Below are 16,273 nucleotides of genomic sequence, written 5' to 3'. Positions count from 1 at the left end.
GGAGCGGGGGGCTGGCCTGCGGTGTCTGCAGTGGGGTTGGCGGCAGTCATGCTCGGTCAACCCCGCTTACTGCACCACCGGGGATTGCACGGCGGGCTGCGCCGGGGCCGATGCATGCTTTTGCGCTTGCACTGCGGGCTGGCTGCTCACCTTGGGCGACGCCACTGCCACGGCGGCCTTGCCATTGCGGCCCAGGTTGGCGGCGATGATGTGCGCCACTTCGTCGTCGGCGGCCTTGAACTGCTCGTCGAACACAGCGGTGGCGGCCACGGGCGTGGTGCGCTGGGTGTCGGCCAGCGTCTTGCCGCTCTGGTCGGCGGTGTCCACCCTGACTTCCATCGACAGGCCTACGCGCAGAGGGTGCTCTGCCACTTCCTTGGGGTCGAGCGCAATGCGCACGGGCACGCGCTGCACCACCTTGATCCAGTTGCCCGTGGCGTTCTGTGCGGGCAGCAGCGCAAAGGCCGCGCCGGTGCCTGCGCCCAGCCCGGTCACCGTGCCGTGGTAGACCACCTTGGTTCCATACACGTCGGCTTCCAGCTCGGCAGTCTGGCCGATGCGCAGGGTCTTGAGCTGGCTTTCCTTGAAGTTCGCGTCCACCCACAGATCGTTCAGCGGCACCAGCGTCATCAGCGGAGCACCGGCCTGCACACGCTGGCCCACCTGCACGCCGCGCTTGGCCACGTGGCCGTCCAGAGGGGCGACCAGCTGCGCACGCTGCACGGCCAGGTAGGCCTCACGCACGCGGGCTGAAGCGCGCTGCACGTTGGGGTGCTGCTCGACGGAGGTGCCCTCGGTCTGTGTCTGGCTAGCGGCCAGCTGTTCTTGCGCGGCCAGCACGGCCGACTGGGCGGCGGCCACGCTGCTCTTGGCGGCGGCCAGCTGCGCAGTGGCGTGCTGGAACTCTTCCTTGCCCACGGCGCCGCTGGCCATCAGGGGAGCCCGGCGGGTCACGTCGTCCTGCATGCGGGCGGCGTCGGCCTGGGCTCGGGCCAGGTCGGCGCTGCGCAGGCTCACCTGGGCCTTCAAGGTGGAGTTGTTGGCGTACAGGGTACGCACTTCGCGCACCGTCTGTGCGAGCTGGGCCTCGGCCTGCTCCAGCGCCACGCGGGCGTCAGCGGGGTCTAGCTTGACCAGCAACTGGCCGGCCTTCACATAGTCGGTGTCGTCAGCGCCGATGGACACCACGGTGCCGCCGATCTGCGGCGTGATCTGCACCACATTGCCGGCCACGTAGGCGTTGTCGGTGGTTTCGATATGGCGGCCATTGGCCCAGTGCCAGCCACCCCAGCCAATGGCCACCAGCGCGACGGCGGCGGCGATGAGGGTGAGGCCGCGGCGGCGGGCGGTGTTAGCTTCGTTGGCGGTGAGGGGTTCGCTGTTGGCGGTCATGGCTGTGATCTTTCAGGAATGTGTTGTTATGTGTTTTTGAATGAGTGCGGTCCGGTGCGGTGGGCCGGTCAGTGCGCGGCGGCGGTGTGCAGCACGGCCGTGTCGTCCGTCCAGCCGCCACCTAGGGCCTTCATCAGCACCAGGCGGGTGTCGAGCTGGCGGGCGCGCAGGTCCACGGCCAGGCGGCGCTGGGCCAGTACCTGGCTTTCGGTGGAGAGCACCACCAGGTAGTTGCCCAGGCCTGCGCGGTAGCGCTCCTGCGCAAAGCGGTAGGCTTTTTCGGCACTGGCCACGGCCTCGTCCTGCAAGGCCTGCTGGCGGGTGAGCGACTGGATGGAGGCCACGGCATCGCCGGCTTCCTTCACCGCATCGAGCACGGCGCCGTTGTACTGGGCGATGGCCACGTCCAGCTCGGCAGCGCGGCCACCCAGCTGGGCGCGCAGGCGGCCCCCGTCAAAGATTGGCAGGCGCAGCGCGGGCGTCACGCCCATCTGGCGCGAGCTACCGTTGAACATCCGGTCCAGCCCCAGCGAGTTCAGGCCAATGAACGCGCCGATGTTAATGTTGGGATAGAACTCGCTGCGCGCGCTGTTCACACCTTGCGTTGCCGCTTCCACGCGCCAGCGCGCGGCCACCACATCGGGGCGGCGGCCCAGCAGGTCGGCGCCCAGCACCTCGGGCACGGCAGTGGGCTGCAGGGCGGCAAGGCGGGGCGTGAGCTGGGGCAGGGCGTCGGGCGCCTGGCCGGTCAGCACGGCCAGTTGGCGGCGGCCCAGGGTGATCTGCTCTTCGAGCGCTTCGATTTGTGTGCGGGCATCGGGCACAGCGGCCTGGGCCTGGGTAAGCTCGACCTGGCTGTCCAGGCCGGCAGAGGTGCGCTCTTGCGTGAGCTTGCGCTGTTCTTCGCGCTGCTCCAGCGCGCGCGTGGCCACGTTGCGCTGGGCCACCAGCCGGGCCAGCGCCACGTAGCTGCGGCCCACCTGGGCGGCCAGGGTGTTGGCGGCGGCGGCTGCATCGGCCTGGGCGGCGCGGGCCTGGCCCAGCGCAGCCTGCAGCTCGGCAGCGTGCTGGCCAAAGAAGTCGGGCGACCAGCTCAGCGTGGCCTGCACGGTACCGCTGTTGTACGTGTTGCCTGCCACCGGGGCAGGCACCAGCCCGTTGGCGGTGTAGCGCTGGCGGGTAGCGTCCACGCCCAGGGTGGCCTGCGGGCCGTTGGCGGCCTCGCGCACCTGGCTCAGGGCCACGGCTTGCTCCAGGCGGGCACGGCTCACGGCCAGGCTGGGGCTGCCTTGCAGTGCGGTGTCGATCAGGGTGTTGAGCTGCTCGTCGCCCAGTGCTTTCCACCATTGGCTGGTGGCCACCACGTCTGTGGTGGCTGCGTTCAGGCCGGCGGCAGCCGGGGTGGTTTGCGCGAGCGGGGTGTGGGCCGGGTCGGGGTTGGCGCAGCCCACCAGCAGCAGCGCGGCGGCCAGGGCAACGGCCGATACCGCCAGATGGGCGGCGAGGGCAGAGCGTGTGGACAGGGAGGTTGGGGCAGTGGCGGTCACGGAAATCTCCAGGGGGCAGGGCAACAGGGCGGGGTCAACCAGCTGCGGGTTCGGTGGGTGAGGGGGGCTGCTGGCGCAGCGCTTCGCCGTTGGCCAGCATGCGGCGCAGCATGGACAGCAGCAGCTGCCACTCGTCGTGGCTGAAGTCGCTGAGGTGGCCGTTGAGCACGTCGGCCAGCACGGGCGGCACCAGGGCTGCAATGCGCTGGCCTTCCGGTGTGAGCCTGAGCTGCACGACGCGGCGGTCCACGGTGGAGCGCTCCCGCACCACCAGGCCCTTGGCTTCCATGCGGTCGAGCGACCGGGTCATGGAGGCGGGGTCGGTCTCCAGGTCACGCGCCAGGCTGGCCACGGTGGCGGTCTCGCACAGGGACAACTTGAACAGTGGCAGCCACTGGGCGTAGGTGAGTTCGTGCAAAGACAGCTGGGCATCGGCCTGCGTGCGGATGGACGACATCACCTTGCGCATCAGGTAGCCGACGCTGTTTTCGGGCACCAGCTTGCTGGGGTCGTAGTGCTCGGCGTTGTAGAACGCGGGGGCTTGGGTGGGTTCGGGAGGGGCTGACATGGGTGGGCAATTTAATTGACTAGACAATTATTGTCTTTGCATTGATTAAATTCCTGACACTGGAGAGGGGCCTTTGAGCGGGGTGGGAGCCCACGAACGGGGGGTAACGGACGGGGGTTCGCGGTGCTGGAAATGGCGCGAGTGAAGGGAGTGCGCCCCTGCAAGCAGCCTTGCAGAAAGTCAATTTGCTACGTATTTGATAGCTGGTAAGGCATGTTCGACTAGCGCATCAGCCAAAAACCCTTGATTTTTGGTGCGCAGGCTGTCGCCGATATAGTGGGGCGCCTTGTTGACCGCCCCTTCTGTGCCTTGCCCACCGGGACACCGCCATGACCGCTGCTGCTGATTCATCTGCCTCCCTGCCCACTGCCTTGGACATTGCACCGCCCCTGCGTTTTGCCGTGATGGGCGCGGGAGCCGTGGGCTGCTACTTTGGTGCCTTGCTCGCCCGGGCGGGCCATGCCGTCACGCTCATCGGGCGGCCTGCCCACGTGCTGGCCGTGCGTGACAACGGTCTGCGGCTGCAGACGGCGGCGATGGATGTGCAGGTGCCGCTGGCGGCCAGCACCGAGGCCAGCGCCGTGCACGGCGCGGACGTGGTTCTGTTCTGCGTGAAGTCGTCCGACTCGGAAGACGCCGCGCAGCAGATTCGTCCCCACCTGGCGCCTGGCGCGCTGGTGCTGACCTTGCAGAACGGTGTGGACAACGACGAACGCGTGCGCGCCGTGCTGGACGCCAGCACCCCCGTGGCAGCCGCGGTGGTCTATGTGGCCACTGCCATGGGCGGCCCCGGGCATGTGGTGCACCATGGCCGGGGCGAGCTGGTGATTGCACCTTCGCCGCGCAGCGACGAGGTGGCCCGCCAGCTGACGGCGGCGGGCATTCCCACCCAGGTGTCAGACAACGTGCGCGGCGCGCTCTGGGCCAAGCTGCTGCTCAACAGCGCCTACAACGCGCTGTCGGCCCTGTCGCAGCAGCCCTACGGCCCTCTGGTGCAGGTGCCCGGCGTGACGCAGGTGATTGCCGACATCGTGGCCGAGTGCCTGGCGGTGGCTGCTGCTGACGGAGTGACGATTCCGGGCGATGTGGAGGCGGCGGTGCGCGGCATTGCCAGCACCATGCCCGTGCAGTATTCGTCCACCGCGCAGGATCTGGCGCGTGGCAAACCCACCGAGATCGACCACCTGAATGGCTATGTGGTCAAGCGCGGCGCCGCCTTGGGCGTGCCGACGCCGCTGAACCACGCGCTGCAGGTGCTGGTCAAGTTGGCCGAGATGAAGCGCGCTGCTGGCTGAACCGGGGGGCCGTCAGGCCAAGGCCGCCTCTTCCAGCAACCGCTCGCGCACTTCCTGCGCGGCCTGCACCATGTGGCGCAGGGCGGCTTCGGTCTCGGGCCAGCCCCGGGTTTTGAGGCCGCAGTCGGGGTTCACCCACAGGTGCTCCACGGGCACGACCTCGGCGGCTTTTTCCAGCAGCGCGGCCATCTCCTGCACGCCAGGCACACGGGGCGAGTGGATGTCGTACACGCCAGGGCCGATTTCGTTGGGGTAGCGGAAATCTCCGAACCCCTGCAGCAGCTCCATGTCCGACCGGCTCGTCTCAATCGTGATCACATCGGCATCCATGGCCGCGATGGCGGGCAGGATGTCGTTGAACTCGCTGTAGCACATGTGGGTGTGGATCTGCGTGTCGTTGCGCACGCCGCTGGCACTGATGCGGAAGGCGCGCGTGGCGCGCTCCAGGTAGCTCTTCCACCCCGCGCGGCGCAGCGGCAAGCCCTCGCGGATGGCGGGCTCGTCAATCTGGATGATGGCGATGCCTGCGGCCTCCAGGTCACACACCTCGTCGCGGATGGCCCAGGCGATCTGGTCGGCCGTGGTGGCGCGGGGCTGGTCGTCGCGCACAAAGCTCCATTGCAGGATGGTGATGGGGCCGGTGAGCATGCCTTTCATGGGTTTGGCGGTGAGGCTTTGCGCGTACTGGGTCCAGGCCACGGTCATGGGCGCAGGGCGGGCCACGTCGCCGTAGATGATGGGCGGCTTCACGCAGCGCGAGCCGTAGCTTTGCACCCAGCCGTTGGCGGTGAAGGCAAAGCCGTCAAGCTGCTCGCCAAAGTATTCGACCATGTCGTTGCGCTCGGCTTCGCCGTGCACCAGCACGTCCAGCCCCAAGGCTTCCTGCTTGCGCACGGCCAAGGCAATTTCAGCTTCCATCTTCTGTTGGTAGTGGGCCGCATCCAGTGCCCCGCGCTTGAAGGCGGCGCGTGCGGCGCGGATCTCCGCCGTCTGCGGGAACGAGCCAATCGTGGTGGTGGGCAGCAGCGGCAGCTTCAGCCGATCGCGCTGGGCCTTTTGCCGGGCAGGGAAGGCGCTGGCGCGCTGGTCGGCCCCTGGCGCGGCCGCGGCAATGCGGGCCGCCATGGTGGCGCGGTGCACGCGCGGGCTGGCGCGGCGGGCGGCCAGGGCGGTGCGAGCGGCGTGCAGTTCGTCGTCCACCGCCGCTTCGCCTTGCGACAAGGCGGCGGCAAGCACGCGCAGCTCATCGAGTTTTTCCACCGCAAACGCCAGCCATGACTTCACCTCGGCGTCCAGCTGTGTTTCGGCCTCTAAGCTGAACGGCACATGCAACAGCGAGCACGACGGTGCCAGCCACAGCTCGCCCTGGTGCTTGTCGGCCACGGGGCGCAACTTGGCCAGGGCGGCATCCAGATCGGTGCGCCAGATGTTGCGCCCATCCACAACGCCCACCGACAACACCTTGTGCGAGGGCAGCCAGTCGGCCACGCCCACCAGTTCCTCGGGCGCACGCACGGCATCCACATGCAGGCCCGCCACGGGCAACTGGCAAGCCAGGCGCAGGTTTTCGGCCAGGGGGGAGAAGTAGGTGGCCAGCAGCAGCTTGGGCGCGCTGCGGGCGAGTTGCCAGTAGCTGGGCTCAAAGGCGTGGCGCCACGCATCGGGCAGGTCCAGGCCCAGGATGGGCTCGTCAATCTGCACCCATTCCACGTCCAGGGCCTTCAGGCGTGCCAGCACGGCTTCGTACACGGGCAGCAGTTGCTCCAGCAGGCTAAAGCGGTCAAAGCCCGCCGCCTTGGATTTACCCAGCCACAAAAAGCTCAGCGGCCCCAGCAGCACGGCCTTGACGCGGTGGCCCAGTGCCTGGGCCTCGGCCACCTCGGCAAACAGGCGCTCGCTGGCCAGGTGGAACTGGGTGTGGGCGCCGAACTCCGGCACAAGGTAGTGGTAGTTGGTGTCGAACCACTTGGTCATCTCCAGCGCGGGCTGGCCTGCGGTGTGGTGCTGGGCTGTGCAACCGGCGCTGCAGCCTTGGTGGTTTTCAGCTTGGGCCGACACGCCCCGGGCCATAGCAAAGTAGCGCGCCAGCTCGGGCGCTTGGGCGTCAAAGCCAAAACGCGCAGGCTCGCAGCCCAGCAGCTGGATGTGGTTGGCGACGTGGTCGTACAGAGCAAAGTCGCCGACCGTCACAAATCCCAGGCCCGCATCGGCCTGCGCCTGCCAGTGTTGCTGGCGCAGCTGGGCAGCGGTGGCCTGCAGCTCGGCCTCGGTGCTATCGCCCCGCCAGAAGGATTCCAGCGCGAATTTCAGTGCGCGCTGCGCCCCCATGCGCGGAAAGCCCAGGGTGTGCGTGAGCACGGGGCGGCGGGTTGTTGGAGCGGCGAGCGACATGGTGATTTCCTTCTTCTGAATGGAGCAATGCAATGAAGGCACCGATGGTCGCGCGGGCTCGTTTATTATTCAAACGAAAGTTTTAGTCGATCAACTTGAAAATTAATAATGAATCAGTCGATCCTGGAAGTGCGCCACCTGCGCACGCTGGTCGCCCTGCGCGACAGCGGCAGCCTGGTGCGGGCCGCGCAGCTGCTCAACCTCACGCAGTCGGCGCTGTCGCACCAGATCAAGCTGCTGGAAGACCGCTACGGCCATCCGCTGTTTGAGCGCAAATCGGTGCCGCCGCAGTTCACCGCCGTGGGTGAACGCCTGCTGGCCCTGGCCGATGCCATGCTGCCCCAGGTGGAAGGCGCCGAGCGCGACATCGCCCGCCTGGTGCTGGGGCAGGGTGGGCAGATGCGCATTGCGGTGGAATGCCACACCTGCTTTGACTGGCTGATGCCCGCCATGGACGCGTTTCGCACCCGCTGGCCCGAGGTGGAGCTGGACATCGTGAGCGGCTTTCACGCCGACCCGGTGGGCCTGTTGCACCAGGGCCGGGCCGATGTGGCCATCGTGTCGGAGGTGGATGCCGACGAGACGGGCGTGGACTACCACGCGCTGTTTGGCTTTGAGATCCGCGCACTTTTGGCCAACACGCACGCGCTGGTGGCCAAGCCGCACTTGGTGGCGCAGGACTTTGCCGACCAGACCATCATCACCTACCCCGTGCCCGACGAAATGCTCGATTTGATCCGCCAGGTGCTGGAGCCCGCCGGCGTGCGCCCCCCGCGCCGCACCACCGAGCTGACGGTGGCCATGCTGCAGCTGGTGGCTAGCGGGCGCGGCGTGGCGGCATTGCCGCTGTGGGCGGTGCAGAGCTATCTGGACCGGGGGTACGTGACGGCGCGGCCCATCGGTGAAAAAGGCCTGCGCGGCGAGTTGCACGCCGCCTGCCTGCCCAGCCTGTCGGCCAAGCCGTATCTGCAGGACTTTGTGCAGGTCACGCGCGAGACGAGTTTTGTGACGCTCAAGGGCGTAGAACTTTTGTAGCCTAGTCAGGCGCGTACTTGTCGCCCACTTCTTCGCGCAGCGGGTGGGTGTCGTAGACGATGTTCATGTCGCGGATGAGGGTGCTGCCCGCGTCGAACGTGAACACATCCACGCAGGTGAACGTCACCTCGCGCCCATCGTTCAAAGTCCAGTCATAGCGGAAATAGGCGGCGACCCGCACGGCGCCGCCGTTGTCTGGTTGCGCGGAGACGAACAGATCCAGCACGGTGATCACGCTGCCGCTGGAAGCCTGGGCGAGCTTTTGGAAAAAGTCGCTCGCGCGCATGGTGCCCAGAAAGGGCGAATGCACCACGCCATCGTCTTCAAAGCAGGCAATCAGCCCGTCGGTGTGGCTGGCGTGCAGGTGGGCAAGGTAGGTGCGGACAGTGTCGATGGGGGTGTGGCTCATACGTGGCGATGCAAAGGGCGTGGAGTGGAGTGCGTAGCTTCGCCAACTCCGCGCCGCACGACAAGAGACAATGGTGGCTTATACATAAAAGGTGTTTATGTATCTGCGCTACCTGCAATACCTCCATGCGGTCATCGAACAAGGCTCGTTCGCTTTGGCGGCCAAGGCCTGCGGCGTGTCGCAGCCTGCGATCAGCCATGGCATGAAGGCGCTGCAAGCCCACTTCGCGCAGCCCTTGCTGGTGCGGGAGGGGCGCCGCCATGTGCCCACCGACCTGGCCCGGGCCGTGGCTGCGCAGGCCCTGCCCCTGGCACAAGGGGTGGAGGCGCTGCCCCGCGCGTCAGTGGTTGCGGCAGACCGATACCTGCTGCGGGTGGGGCTCACGTCTTCAGCGGCGCTGGTCTGTGGACCGCTGCTGTATGCCAGCTGGTGTCTGCCCAACACCCGGCGCTCGCTGGAGATGGCGACGGCCGATGAAGGCAGTCTGCTGGACGGCCTGCTACAGCGGCGTTTTGATGCGGTCATTGCCCCCAAACCGCGCAAGTTTGCGCATCCCGATGTGGCGGAGCGCCCCCTGTACGAGTTGCATCCCCAGGTCTATGCGCGCAAGGGCCACCCGTGGGTCCGGGCCCAGTCGCTGGTGCAACTGCAGGGCGCTGCATGGGCCTGTGTGGGGCCCAGTGTCAGCGGGCCGGTGGATGTGTTGACGGAAGCGCACCGTGTGCGCCGCATGCCCGCGCCCAAGATGTCCGTGCGCTGCCCCGACTTTGCCAGCCTGCTGCACCTGGTGGCGCAGTCCGACCTGCTGGCTGTTGTGCCGCACCCTGCGTTGCTGGGCGGTGCGTCCACGCTGGTGGCGCCCCTGCGGCTGGCGGAATCTCTGCCGCTGTATGGCATGTGGCTGTTCGAACCCCGAGGCCACAAGTCACGGCTGGGTCCCGAGGTGTTTGCGCCCGCGGGCTGAATCTGGTGCGCAGGCGCTGACCGAAACATTGCAAGGGGGATCAGTGTTTGAAATTGGTGTTGCAAGACTCCATAATCGCTTTCCCCATCCCTTCACCGAGCCTTCGCACCATGCACCATCCGCAGCGCCGCCCACACTCAGCCCCTTCGTTTGTCCGCCCCCTGATGGCCTCGCTGGCGCTGGCGTTTGCCGCCGCCGTGGCCCACGCTGCGCCGGTGGCTGATGTCCATGCGCTGGCCCAGAAGGAGCAGCAGCCGCTGCTCGACACCCTGCGTGACCTGGTGCATATCGAGTCGGGCAGCAAGGACATCGAAGGCCTGAATCAGATCGCCGAGCGCATTGCCAGCCAGCTCAAGCAACTGGGCGGCACGGTGGACGTGCTGCAAACCAGCGACATCTACCGCCTCGACGATACCCCCGAGAAGGTGGGCCCTGCCGTGCAGGCCGTGTTCAAGGGCACGGGCAGCAAGAAGATCATGCTCATCGCGCACATGGACACGGTGTACCTGAAAGGCATGCTCAAAGGCCAGCCGTTCCGCATCGATGGCGACAAGGCCTATGGCCTGGGCATTTCGGACGACAAGCAGGGCATCGCGCTCATCATCCACACCGTGGCCTTGCTGCAAAAGCTCAACTTCAAGGACTACGGCACGCTCACCGTGCTGATCAACGGCGACGAAGAAATCAGCTCGCCCGGCTGGCGCAGCACCATCACCCGTGTGGCGTCCGAGCAGGACGTGGTGTTGTCGTTCGAAGGCGGCGGCACCGACGGCACGCTGCGCCTGGCCACCAGCGGCATTGGGGCGGCTTACCTTACGGTGCAGGGCAAGGCATCGCACGCCGGAGCCAAGCCCGAGGATGGCGTGAACGCGCTGTATGAGCTGTCGCACCAGCTGCTGCAAATGAAGGACTTGTCCAAGACCGAGGAGGGCCTCAGGCTGAACTGGACGGTGTCCAAGGCGGGCACCAACCGCAATGTGATTCCGGCCGAAGCCACGGCCCAGGCCGATGCGCGCGCGCTGCGTGTGGCGGACTTCGACGGGCTGGAGAAAGGCCTGCAAGAGAAGGTCAAGAGCAAGCTGCTGCCCGCATCCAAGGTGGATGTGAAGTTTGAAGTGCGCCGCCCGCCGCTGGAGGCCAGCGACGCATCCCGCCGCGTGGCGGGTTACGGCAAGGTCATCTACCAGGAGCTGGGCATGTCGCTCAATGTGGTGGAAAAAGCCACCGGCGGCGGCACCGACGCAGCGTTTGCGGCGCTCAAGACCAAGGGCGCGGTGGTGGAGGGCATGGGCCTGTCGGGCTACGGCGCGCACTCCAACGATGCGGAGTACGTGCAGATCAACACCATCGTGCCGCGCCTGTACCTGGCCACGCGCATGATCATGGACATCTCACGCGACCGCGTGAAGTGACACGCTGAGCCGCTCCACACCCTCCCTGTGAGGGCAGCTGCGTTACACAGGGCGCTGTGGCGGGCTCAATAGCCCGGCGTGCCCGGCACCGGCGTGCGCACGGTGCCCGTCGCAAAGAAGGATGCCAGGTTCTCCAGCACCAGGTCCGCCATCGCACGGCGGGTTTCGTGCGTGGCACTGGCGGTGTGGGGGGTGAGCACCACGTTGTCCAGCGCCATCAGCGCGGCGGGCACGCTGGGTTCGTTCTCAAACACGTCCAGCCCGGCGCCGGCAATGCGGCGCTCGGTCAGCGCATCGATCAGTGCCGCCTCGTCCACCACGCTGCCACGCGCCACGTTGATGAGGTAGCCCTGGGGGCCCAGGGCATCGAGCACATCGCGGTTGACCAGGTGGCGCGTGCCCGCGCCGCCTGCCACCGTCAGCACCAGGTAGTCGGCCCATTGCGCCAGCGCGGTCACCGACTCGAAGTAGGGCAGTGTGCAATCCTGCGCCGGGCGGCGCTTGTGGTACCCCACCTCCATGCGAAACCCGCTCGCACGCTCGGCCACGGCCTGCCCGATGCGGCCCATGCCCACGATGCCCAGCCGCTTGCCGGACACGCGGGTGCCCAGTGCGTATCTGGCCTTCGGCCATTCACCACGGCGCACAAAACGGTCGCTGGCGGCCACGTGGCGTGACACATCCAGCATCAGCGCGAACGCCATGTCGGCCACACAGTCGTTGAGCACGCCGGGTGTGTAGCCCACCTGCACACCGCGCGCCTTGGCCGCTTCGATGTCCAGCGCGTCAAAGCCCACGCCAAAACTGCTGATGACCTGAAGGTGGGGCAGGGAGGCAATGACCTCGCCTTTGAGGCCGATTGCTGCGGTAGTCACCACCCCCGTGAAATACGCACCGTGCGACGCCAGATAAGCCGCCGGATCGGTCTGCTCGGCCAGACAGGTGACGTCGTATCGGGCCGCCAGTTCGGACTCCAGCGCGGGAAGGGGCAGGCGGCCGATTTGCAGGATGCGGTGTGGGGTGGCTGTGGTCATGGTGTCGTGGGGCAACAGTGCCAAAAATGCGAAGGGCGGCACACTGCCGCCCCAAAGCGGCTACATCAAGCCGGTACACGCACGGCCTGGCGCGCCAGCAGCTTCCACTGGCCGCCTTGCAGCTGCCACACGCCCAGGATCTTGATCTGCACCTTGCCGGGCTTGCCCGAGTCGTTGGTGTCGGCCGTGAGGGTGTGGCGCACGATGGCGGTATCGCCCACCACCTTGATGGTCTGGTCGGAGATGGCGATGGTCACGAAGTCGGACTTGCCAGCGATCAGGTCGCCGATGAAGCTGTCCTTGGTGTCCACGCGGCCGCCCGAGTGACCGTAGCTCAGGTCGTCAGCGACGAGAGCGGTCAGTGCAGTGGGCGTGGGGTCAATCATGGCCACACGCAGTTTTTCTGCGGCTGCAGCTACCGCCTGTTCGGCCGATGCCGAGGAGGCTGTAGATGCTGCACCAGTGGCGCAGCCTGCGAGCGTGGCAATGGTGATGGCGGCTCCCATGGCGAGAACGATTTGCTTGAACATCTTGTCTGTCTCCGTTGTTGTGTTGGGGTTTCGGGATGTGCGTGCCACGACTGCTCCACGGGTCCGTGCACGGCCAGGCCCGGGTTGATAAGAGGTGAACTGCGGGCAAAAAAGGGCCTGGAGAACCTGGCCCTGCACCCAGGCCGCGCTTACTGCGGGCCGAGCTGGTCAATCAGCGCCTTGAGCTCTTCCATCTCGTGGTGCTTGAGGTCCGTGAGCGGCGCGCGCACTGGCCCGCCGTCATGACCCACAATGCGCGCGCCGGCCTTGATGATGCTTACGCCATAGCCCTCCACCCGGTTGCGGATGGCCAGGTAGGGCATGAAGAACTGACGCAGCAGGCGGTGCTGCGTGGCCGTGTCATCGCTGGCCACCGCCTTGTAGAACTCCATCGCCGTGCGGGGGATGAAGTTGAACACTGCCGACGAATACACCGGCGTGCCCAGCGCCTTGTAGGCCGCTGCATACACCTCGGCCGTGGGCAGGCCGCCCAGGTACGAGAAACGATCGCCCATCTTCATGAAGATGGAATACATGGTCTCGATGTTGCCCACACCGTCCTTGAACCCCACCAGGTTCGGACAACGCTCTGCCAGGATGGCCAGGGACTCGGCCGTGAGCTTGGTGCGGTCGCGGTTGTAGACGATCACACCGAACTTCACGCTCTTGCAGACCTGCTCCACATGGGCGATCAGGCCTTCCTGGCCAGCTTCGGTCAGGTAATGCGGCAACAGCAGGATGCCATGGGCGCCCAGGCGCTCGGCCTCCTGGGCATGGGCAATGGCCGTGCGGGTGGGGCCACCGGCACCGGCAATGATCGGCACCTTGCCCCGGCAGGTATCCACGGCCGTCTTGATGACCTCGCTGTATTCGGGGCCCGAGAGCGAGAAGTACTCACCCGTGCCACCGGCGGCAAACAGGGCGCTGGCGCCATAGGGGGCGAGCCACTCCAGGCGCTCGATGTAGGTCTTGGGGCGGAAGTTGCCCTGCTCGTCGAAGTCGGTGATGGGGAACGAGAGCAGGCCGGAGCCCATGATGGTTTTGAGTTCTTGCGGGGTCATGGTCATTGCAGCGGGAGAGGATGGTGAATGAAACGGGTGTCTGTGGCGCTCAGTCGAGCTTGATGTTGGCGGCCTTCACCACGCTGGCCCAGCGCGCGCGTTCCTTGGCGAAGAACTGGTCCTGTTCGGTGGAGGTCATGGTCACCACTTCGGCGCCCTGGCCGGCCAGGCGCGAGCGGATCTCGGGTGCGCGGATGGCAGTGATGAGCGCCTTGTTGAGCTTTTGCACGACCGCATCGGGTGTGCCGCGTGGCAGCAGCACGCCTTGCCAGGTGCCGGACTCGTAGCCGGCCACACCTTGCTCGGCAATCGTGGGCACGTCACCGATCAGCGGCATGCGGGTGGACTTGGAAACGCCCAGCACCTTGAGCTTGCCGTTTTGTACCTGGGGCAGAGTGGCCAGCATGCCGTTCATCAGCACCTGGGTCTGGCCCGCCACGGTGTCCTGAATCGCGGTGACGCCGCCCTTGTACGGGATGTACTGCCAGCGTGCGCCGCTGGCGCGCTCCAGCGCCACGCCGGCAAGGTGGGGAGCGCTGCCGGTGGCCGTCACAGCAAAGTTCAGCTCGTTCTTCTTGGAGTAGGCGATCAGCTCCTTGAGGTTGTTGACCGGCACCGAGGGGTGCACCACCAGCAGGTGGGGCGAGTAGGCCAGCATGGTCACACCGCGCAGGTCTTTGGAGGGGTCGAACGACAGCTTGGTGTAGACCGATGGGCTGATCGCCAGCGCGCCCACGTCACACAGCAGCATGGTGTAGCCATCGGGCTCGGCTTTGGCCACAAAGTCGGCACCCAGGTTGCCATTGGCGCCGGGCTTGTTCTCGACGATCACGCTCTGCTTGAGCGATTCGGACAGCGCCTGGCTGATCGAGCGCGCAATGATGTCCGAGCTGCCGCCTGGTGGGTAGGGCACCACGATGCGCAGTGTCTTGGCAGGCCATTCAGCGGTCTGGGCCGTGGCAGAAGCTGCCGCCAGAGCGGCAGTGCAGGCCAGAAGAATTGCGCGACGTTGCAGGCTCATGGAATGTCTCCGTGTGTTTGTGTTGTTAGTCATCGTACAACTAGATCGAAAAATATGCAATCCATGCTGGTGTCATTCAGTGCATGTTTAGGGGGATTTCAGGGTTTGTACTGAAATTTCTGACCCAAAAAAATCCAGAAATTGTTGACTGGCGGTTGTTTCGAGGTTGTGCGTGACCTCGGGTAATCCCTTTCTCTGTCAGCGCTGAAGATGGGTCAGAATGCACTCCTTGTTGTATGACGACATATCACAACCACACGATGCTGAAGCAATGGAACGCCCTGCGAATGGCGTCTCCGGGCGCAGCAGAGCCACCACAGCCTCACTGGCGGGCGCGCTTGAGAGTCGCAGTCCAGCCGAAGGCACTACCAGGGGACCGAGCATGACCATCCCATTTCGTATCCGTCACCGCGTCGCGCCCGTGATGCTGGCCGCTGCAACCGCGCTGGGCGTACAGGCGGTGCAGGCAGCCACCTGGGTGTACGTGGCCAATGCGGACAGCCAGGATGTGTCGGTGCTGGAGCTGGACCGCGCCGCCGGGACGCTCAAGCCCGTGGACACCACCGCACTGGGTGGCGCTGCCATGCCCATGGCCGTCAGCCCGGACAAGCGTGTGCTCTATGTGGCATTGCGCTCGCAGCCGTTTCGGGTGGTCAGCCTGGCCATTGACCCGGCGAGTGGCAAGCTGCGCAAGCTGGGCGAGGCGCCGTTGGCCGACAGCATGGCCAATATCGACACCGACGCCACCGGGCGCTGGTTGTTCGCAGCCTCCTACCCCGGACACAAGATCACGGTCAACAGTATTGGCAAGGACGGTGTCGTGGGAGCGGTGCAGCAACTCATCCCCACCGCGCCCAACGCGCATGCCATCCATGCGGATGCCGCCAACCGCTATGTCTTGGCGACCAGCCTGGGTGGCGACCACCTGTCGGCCTGGAAGTTCGATGCCGAGACGGGCAAGCTCATCGCCCACGAGCCCGCGTTGACGCCGGTCGCGCCCGAAAAATCCGGCCCCCGCCACTTTGTCTGGAGCCGCGACCAGCGCCACCTGTACCTGTTGAACGAGCTGGATGCTGCCCTGCATGTGATGGCGTACGACAAGGAACGCGGCACCCTGCGCCCGCTGCAGCGCACCACCACATTGCCGACAGGCTTTACCGGCAAGCCCTGGGCCGCCGACATTCACCTGTCGCCCGACGGCCGCACGCTGTATGCGTCCGAGCGCACCTCCAGCACGCTGAGCACGTTTCGCGTCGATGCCGCCACCGGGCAGCTGCAACCGCTGGGGCAGGTGCCTACCGAAAAGACCCCGCGCGGTTTTGCGGTGGATGCATCGGGTCGCTTCCTGATCGCAGCGGGGCAGGATTCACACCACGTGGCGCTGCACCCCATTGACGCAGCCACGGGCCTGCCCGGCGCACCCACCCGCGTTCCAGTGGGCAAGAACCCCAACTGGATCGAGATCGTCGACATGCCCTGAGATCGCCCTTTTTTTCATTACCCCAAGGAGACAAACACATGCAACGCAGAACCCTGGTCCAATCCGCCGTCCTGGCAGCCGCAGGCGCGCTTATGGCGCTGCCCGCCATGGCCCAGACCACCTGGCCCACCGGC

Annotated in this window: 14 protein-coding genes; 5 read left to right on the top strand and 9 right to left on the bottom strand. The window is 66.3% G+C overall.

Features of this window, described 5'->3' with window-relative positions:
* Positions 1-66: 66 nt before the first annotated feature.
* The 3 genes from ISS20_RS17850 to ISS20_RS17840 form a co-directional block, all read right to left on the bottom strand.
* Complete coding sequence (locus tag ISS20_RS17850) at positions 67-1,392, bottom strand: HlyD family efflux transporter periplasmic adaptor subunit (RefSeq protein WP_291438278.1); 1,326 nt, start codon at positions 1,390-1,392, stop codon at positions 67-69.
* Between the two features lie 68 nt (positions 1,393-1,460).
* Positions 1,461-2,939: an efflux transporter outer membrane subunit gene (locus tag ISS20_RS17845; RefSeq protein WP_291438277.1), complete on the bottom strand. Its 1,479-nt coding sequence runs from the start codon at positions 2,937-2,939 to the stop codon at positions 1,461-1,463.
* A gap of 34 nt (positions 2,940-2,973) precedes the next feature.
* Positions 2,974-3,507, bottom strand: coding sequence for a MarR family winged helix-turn-helix transcriptional regulator (locus ISS20_RS17840; RefSeq protein ID WP_291438276.1), 534 nt, complete (start codon positions 3,505-3,507; stop codon positions 2,974-2,976).
* Positions 3,508-3,836: 329 nt separating this feature from the next.
* Between ISS20_RS17840 and ISS20_RS17835 the strand changes: the two genes are divergently transcribed.
* Complete coding sequence (locus ISS20_RS17835; protein WP_291438275.1) at positions 3,837-4,802, top strand: ketopantoate reductase family protein; 966 nt, start codon at positions 3,837-3,839, stop codon at positions 4,800-4,802.
* Between the two features lie 12 nt (positions 4,803-4,814).
* Here ISS20_RS17835 and metE read toward each other — a convergent pair whose 3' ends face one another.
* Positions 4,815-7,193 (bottom strand): 5-methyltetrahydropteroyltriglutamate--homocysteine S-methyltransferase, encoded by a 2,379-nt coding sequence (gene metE, locus ISS20_RS17830; protein WP_291438274.1) that lies wholly within the window; start codon positions 7,191-7,193, stop codon positions 4,815-4,817.
* 108 nt (positions 7,194-7,301) lie between these two features.
* Here metE and ISS20_RS17825 point away from each other — a divergent pair, with 108 nt between their 5' ends.
* Positions 7,302-8,228 (top strand): LysR family transcriptional regulator, encoded by a 927-nt coding sequence (locus ISS20_RS17825; RefSeq protein ID WP_291438273.1) that lies wholly within the window; start codon positions 7,302-7,304, stop codon positions 8,226-8,228.
* 1 nt (position 8,229) lies between these two features.
* On the opposite strand, the gene ISS20_RS17820 is transcribed toward ISS20_RS17825, so the two are convergent.
* A complete protein-coding gene (locus ISS20_RS17820) occupies positions 8,230-8,637 on the bottom strand; it encodes a nuclear transport factor 2 family protein (RefSeq protein WP_291438272.1) in 408 nt (135 codons plus the stop codon).
* A gap of 97 nt (positions 8,638-8,734) precedes the next feature.
* Here ISS20_RS17820 and ISS20_RS17815 point away from each other — a divergent pair, with 97 nt between their 5' ends.
* A complete protein-coding gene (locus tag ISS20_RS17815; protein WP_291438271.1) occupies positions 8,735-9,601 on the top strand; it encodes a LysR family transcriptional regulator in 867 nt (288 codons plus the stop codon).
* Positions 9,602-9,711: 110 nt separating this feature from the next.
* Positions 9,712-11,013: a M20/M25/M40 family metallo-hydrolase gene (locus ISS20_RS17810; RefSeq protein ID WP_291438270.1), complete on the top strand. Its 1,302-nt coding sequence runs from the start codon at positions 9,712-9,714 to the stop codon at positions 11,011-11,013.
* Between the two features lie 65 nt (positions 11,014-11,078).
* Here the strand turns inward: ISS20_RS17810 and ISS20_RS17805 are convergent, their stop codons facing one another.
* The 4 genes from ISS20_RS17805 to ISS20_RS17790 all read right to left on the bottom strand — a co-directional run bounded on the left by ISS20_RS17805 (position 11,079) and on the right by ISS20_RS17790 (position 14,659).
* Entirely contained in the window at positions 11,079-12,047 is a 969-nt protein-coding gene (locus tag ISS20_RS17805; RefSeq protein WP_291438269.1) for a 2-hydroxyacid dehydrogenase, read from the bottom strand.
* 65 nt (positions 12,048-12,112) lie between these two features.
* On the bottom strand, positions 12,113-12,577 hold the full coding sequence (locus tag ISS20_RS17800; protein ID WP_291438268.1) for a nuclear transport factor 2 family protein: 465 nt from the start codon (positions 12,575-12,577) through the stop codon (positions 12,113-12,115).
* 149 nt (positions 12,578-12,726) lie between these two features.
* On the bottom strand, positions 12,727-13,638 hold the full coding sequence (gene kdgD / locus ISS20_RS17795; protein ID WP_291438267.1) for a 5-dehydro-4-deoxyglucarate dehydratase: 912 nt from the start codon (positions 13,636-13,638) through the stop codon (positions 12,727-12,729).
* A gap of 49 nt (positions 13,639-13,687) precedes the next feature.
* The gene (locus ISS20_RS17790; RefSeq protein WP_056062533.1) at positions 13,688-14,659 is read right to left on the bottom strand and encodes a tripartite tricarboxylate transporter substrate binding protein; all 972 of its coding nucleotides are present in this window, start codon (positions 14,657-14,659) and stop codon (positions 13,688-13,690) included.
* Positions 14,660-15,041: 382 nt separating this feature from the next.
* Between ISS20_RS17790 and ISS20_RS17785 the strand changes: the two genes are divergently transcribed.
* Positions 15,042-16,139 carry a beta-propeller fold lactonase family protein gene (locus ISS20_RS17785; protein ID WP_291438266.1) on the top strand — a complete coding sequence of 366 codons (1,098 nt, stop codon included), beginning with the start codon at positions 15,042-15,044 and terminating at the stop codon, positions 16,137-16,139.
* The last annotated feature ends 134 nt before the right edge of the window (positions 16,140-16,273 follow it).

The sequence above is a fragment of the Acidovorax sp. genome (assembly GCF_016783915.1).
In the GTDB taxonomy this organism is placed as follows: Bacteria; Pseudomonadota; Gammaproteobacteria; order Burkholderiales; family Burkholderiaceae_C; genus Acidovorax.
This window is presented reverse-complemented; position numbering and strand designations above follow the sequence as displayed.

What these genes read in the sequence shown, in the direction of transcription:
- ISS20_RS17850 (WP_291438278.1), bottom strand. Translation starts at nt 1,392, where the DNA reads ATGACCGCCAACAGCGAACCCCTCACCGCCAACGAAGCTAACACCGCC.
- ISS20_RS17815 (WP_291438271.1), top strand. Translation starts at nt 8,735, where the DNA reads ATGTATCTGCGCTACCTGCAATACCTCCATGCGGTCATCGAACAAGGC.
- ISS20_RS17800 (WP_291438268.1), bottom strand. Translation starts at nt 12,577, where the DNA reads ATGTTCAAGCAAATCGTTCTCGCCATGGGAGCCGCCATCACCATTGCC.
- ISS20_RS17825 (WP_291438273.1), top strand. Translation starts at nt 7,302, where the DNA reads ATGAATCAGTCGATCCTGGAAGTGCGCCACCTGCGCACGCTGGTCGCC.
- ISS20_RS17835 (WP_291438275.1), top strand. Translation starts at nt 3,837, where the DNA reads ATGACCGCTGCTGCTGATTCATCTGCCTCCCTGCCCACTGCCTTGGAC.
- ISS20_RS17790 (WP_056062533.1), bottom strand. Translation starts at nt 14,659, where the DNA reads ATGAGCCTGCAACGTCGCGCAATTCTTCTGGCCTGCACTGCCGCTCTG.
- metE (WP_291438274.1), bottom strand. Translation starts at nt 7,193, where the DNA reads ATGTCGCTCGCCGCTCCAACAACCCGCCGCCCCGTGCTCACGCACACC.
- kdgD (WP_291438267.1), bottom strand. Translation starts at nt 13,638, where the DNA reads ATGACCCCGCAAGAACTCAAAACCATCATGGGCTCCGGCCTGCTCTCG.
- ISS20_RS17810 (WP_291438270.1), top strand. Translation starts at nt 9,712, where the DNA reads ATGCACCATCCGCAGCGCCGCCCACACTCAGCCCCTTCGTTTGTCCGC.
- ISS20_RS17840 (WP_291438276.1), bottom strand. Translation starts at nt 3,507, where the DNA reads ATGTCAGCCCCTCCCGAACCCACCCAAGCCCCCGCGTTCTACAACGCC.
- ISS20_RS17805 (WP_291438269.1), bottom strand. Translation starts at nt 12,047, where the DNA reads ATGACCACAGCCACCCCACACCGCATCCTGCAAATCGGCCGCCTGCCC.
- ISS20_RS17785 (WP_291438266.1), top strand. Translation starts at nt 15,042, where the DNA reads ATGACCATCCCATTTCGTATCCGTCACCGCGTCGCGCCCGTGATGCTG.
- ISS20_RS17820 (WP_291438272.1), bottom strand. Translation starts at nt 8,637, where the DNA reads ATGAGCCACACCCCCATCGACACTGTCCGCACCTACCTTGCCCACCTG.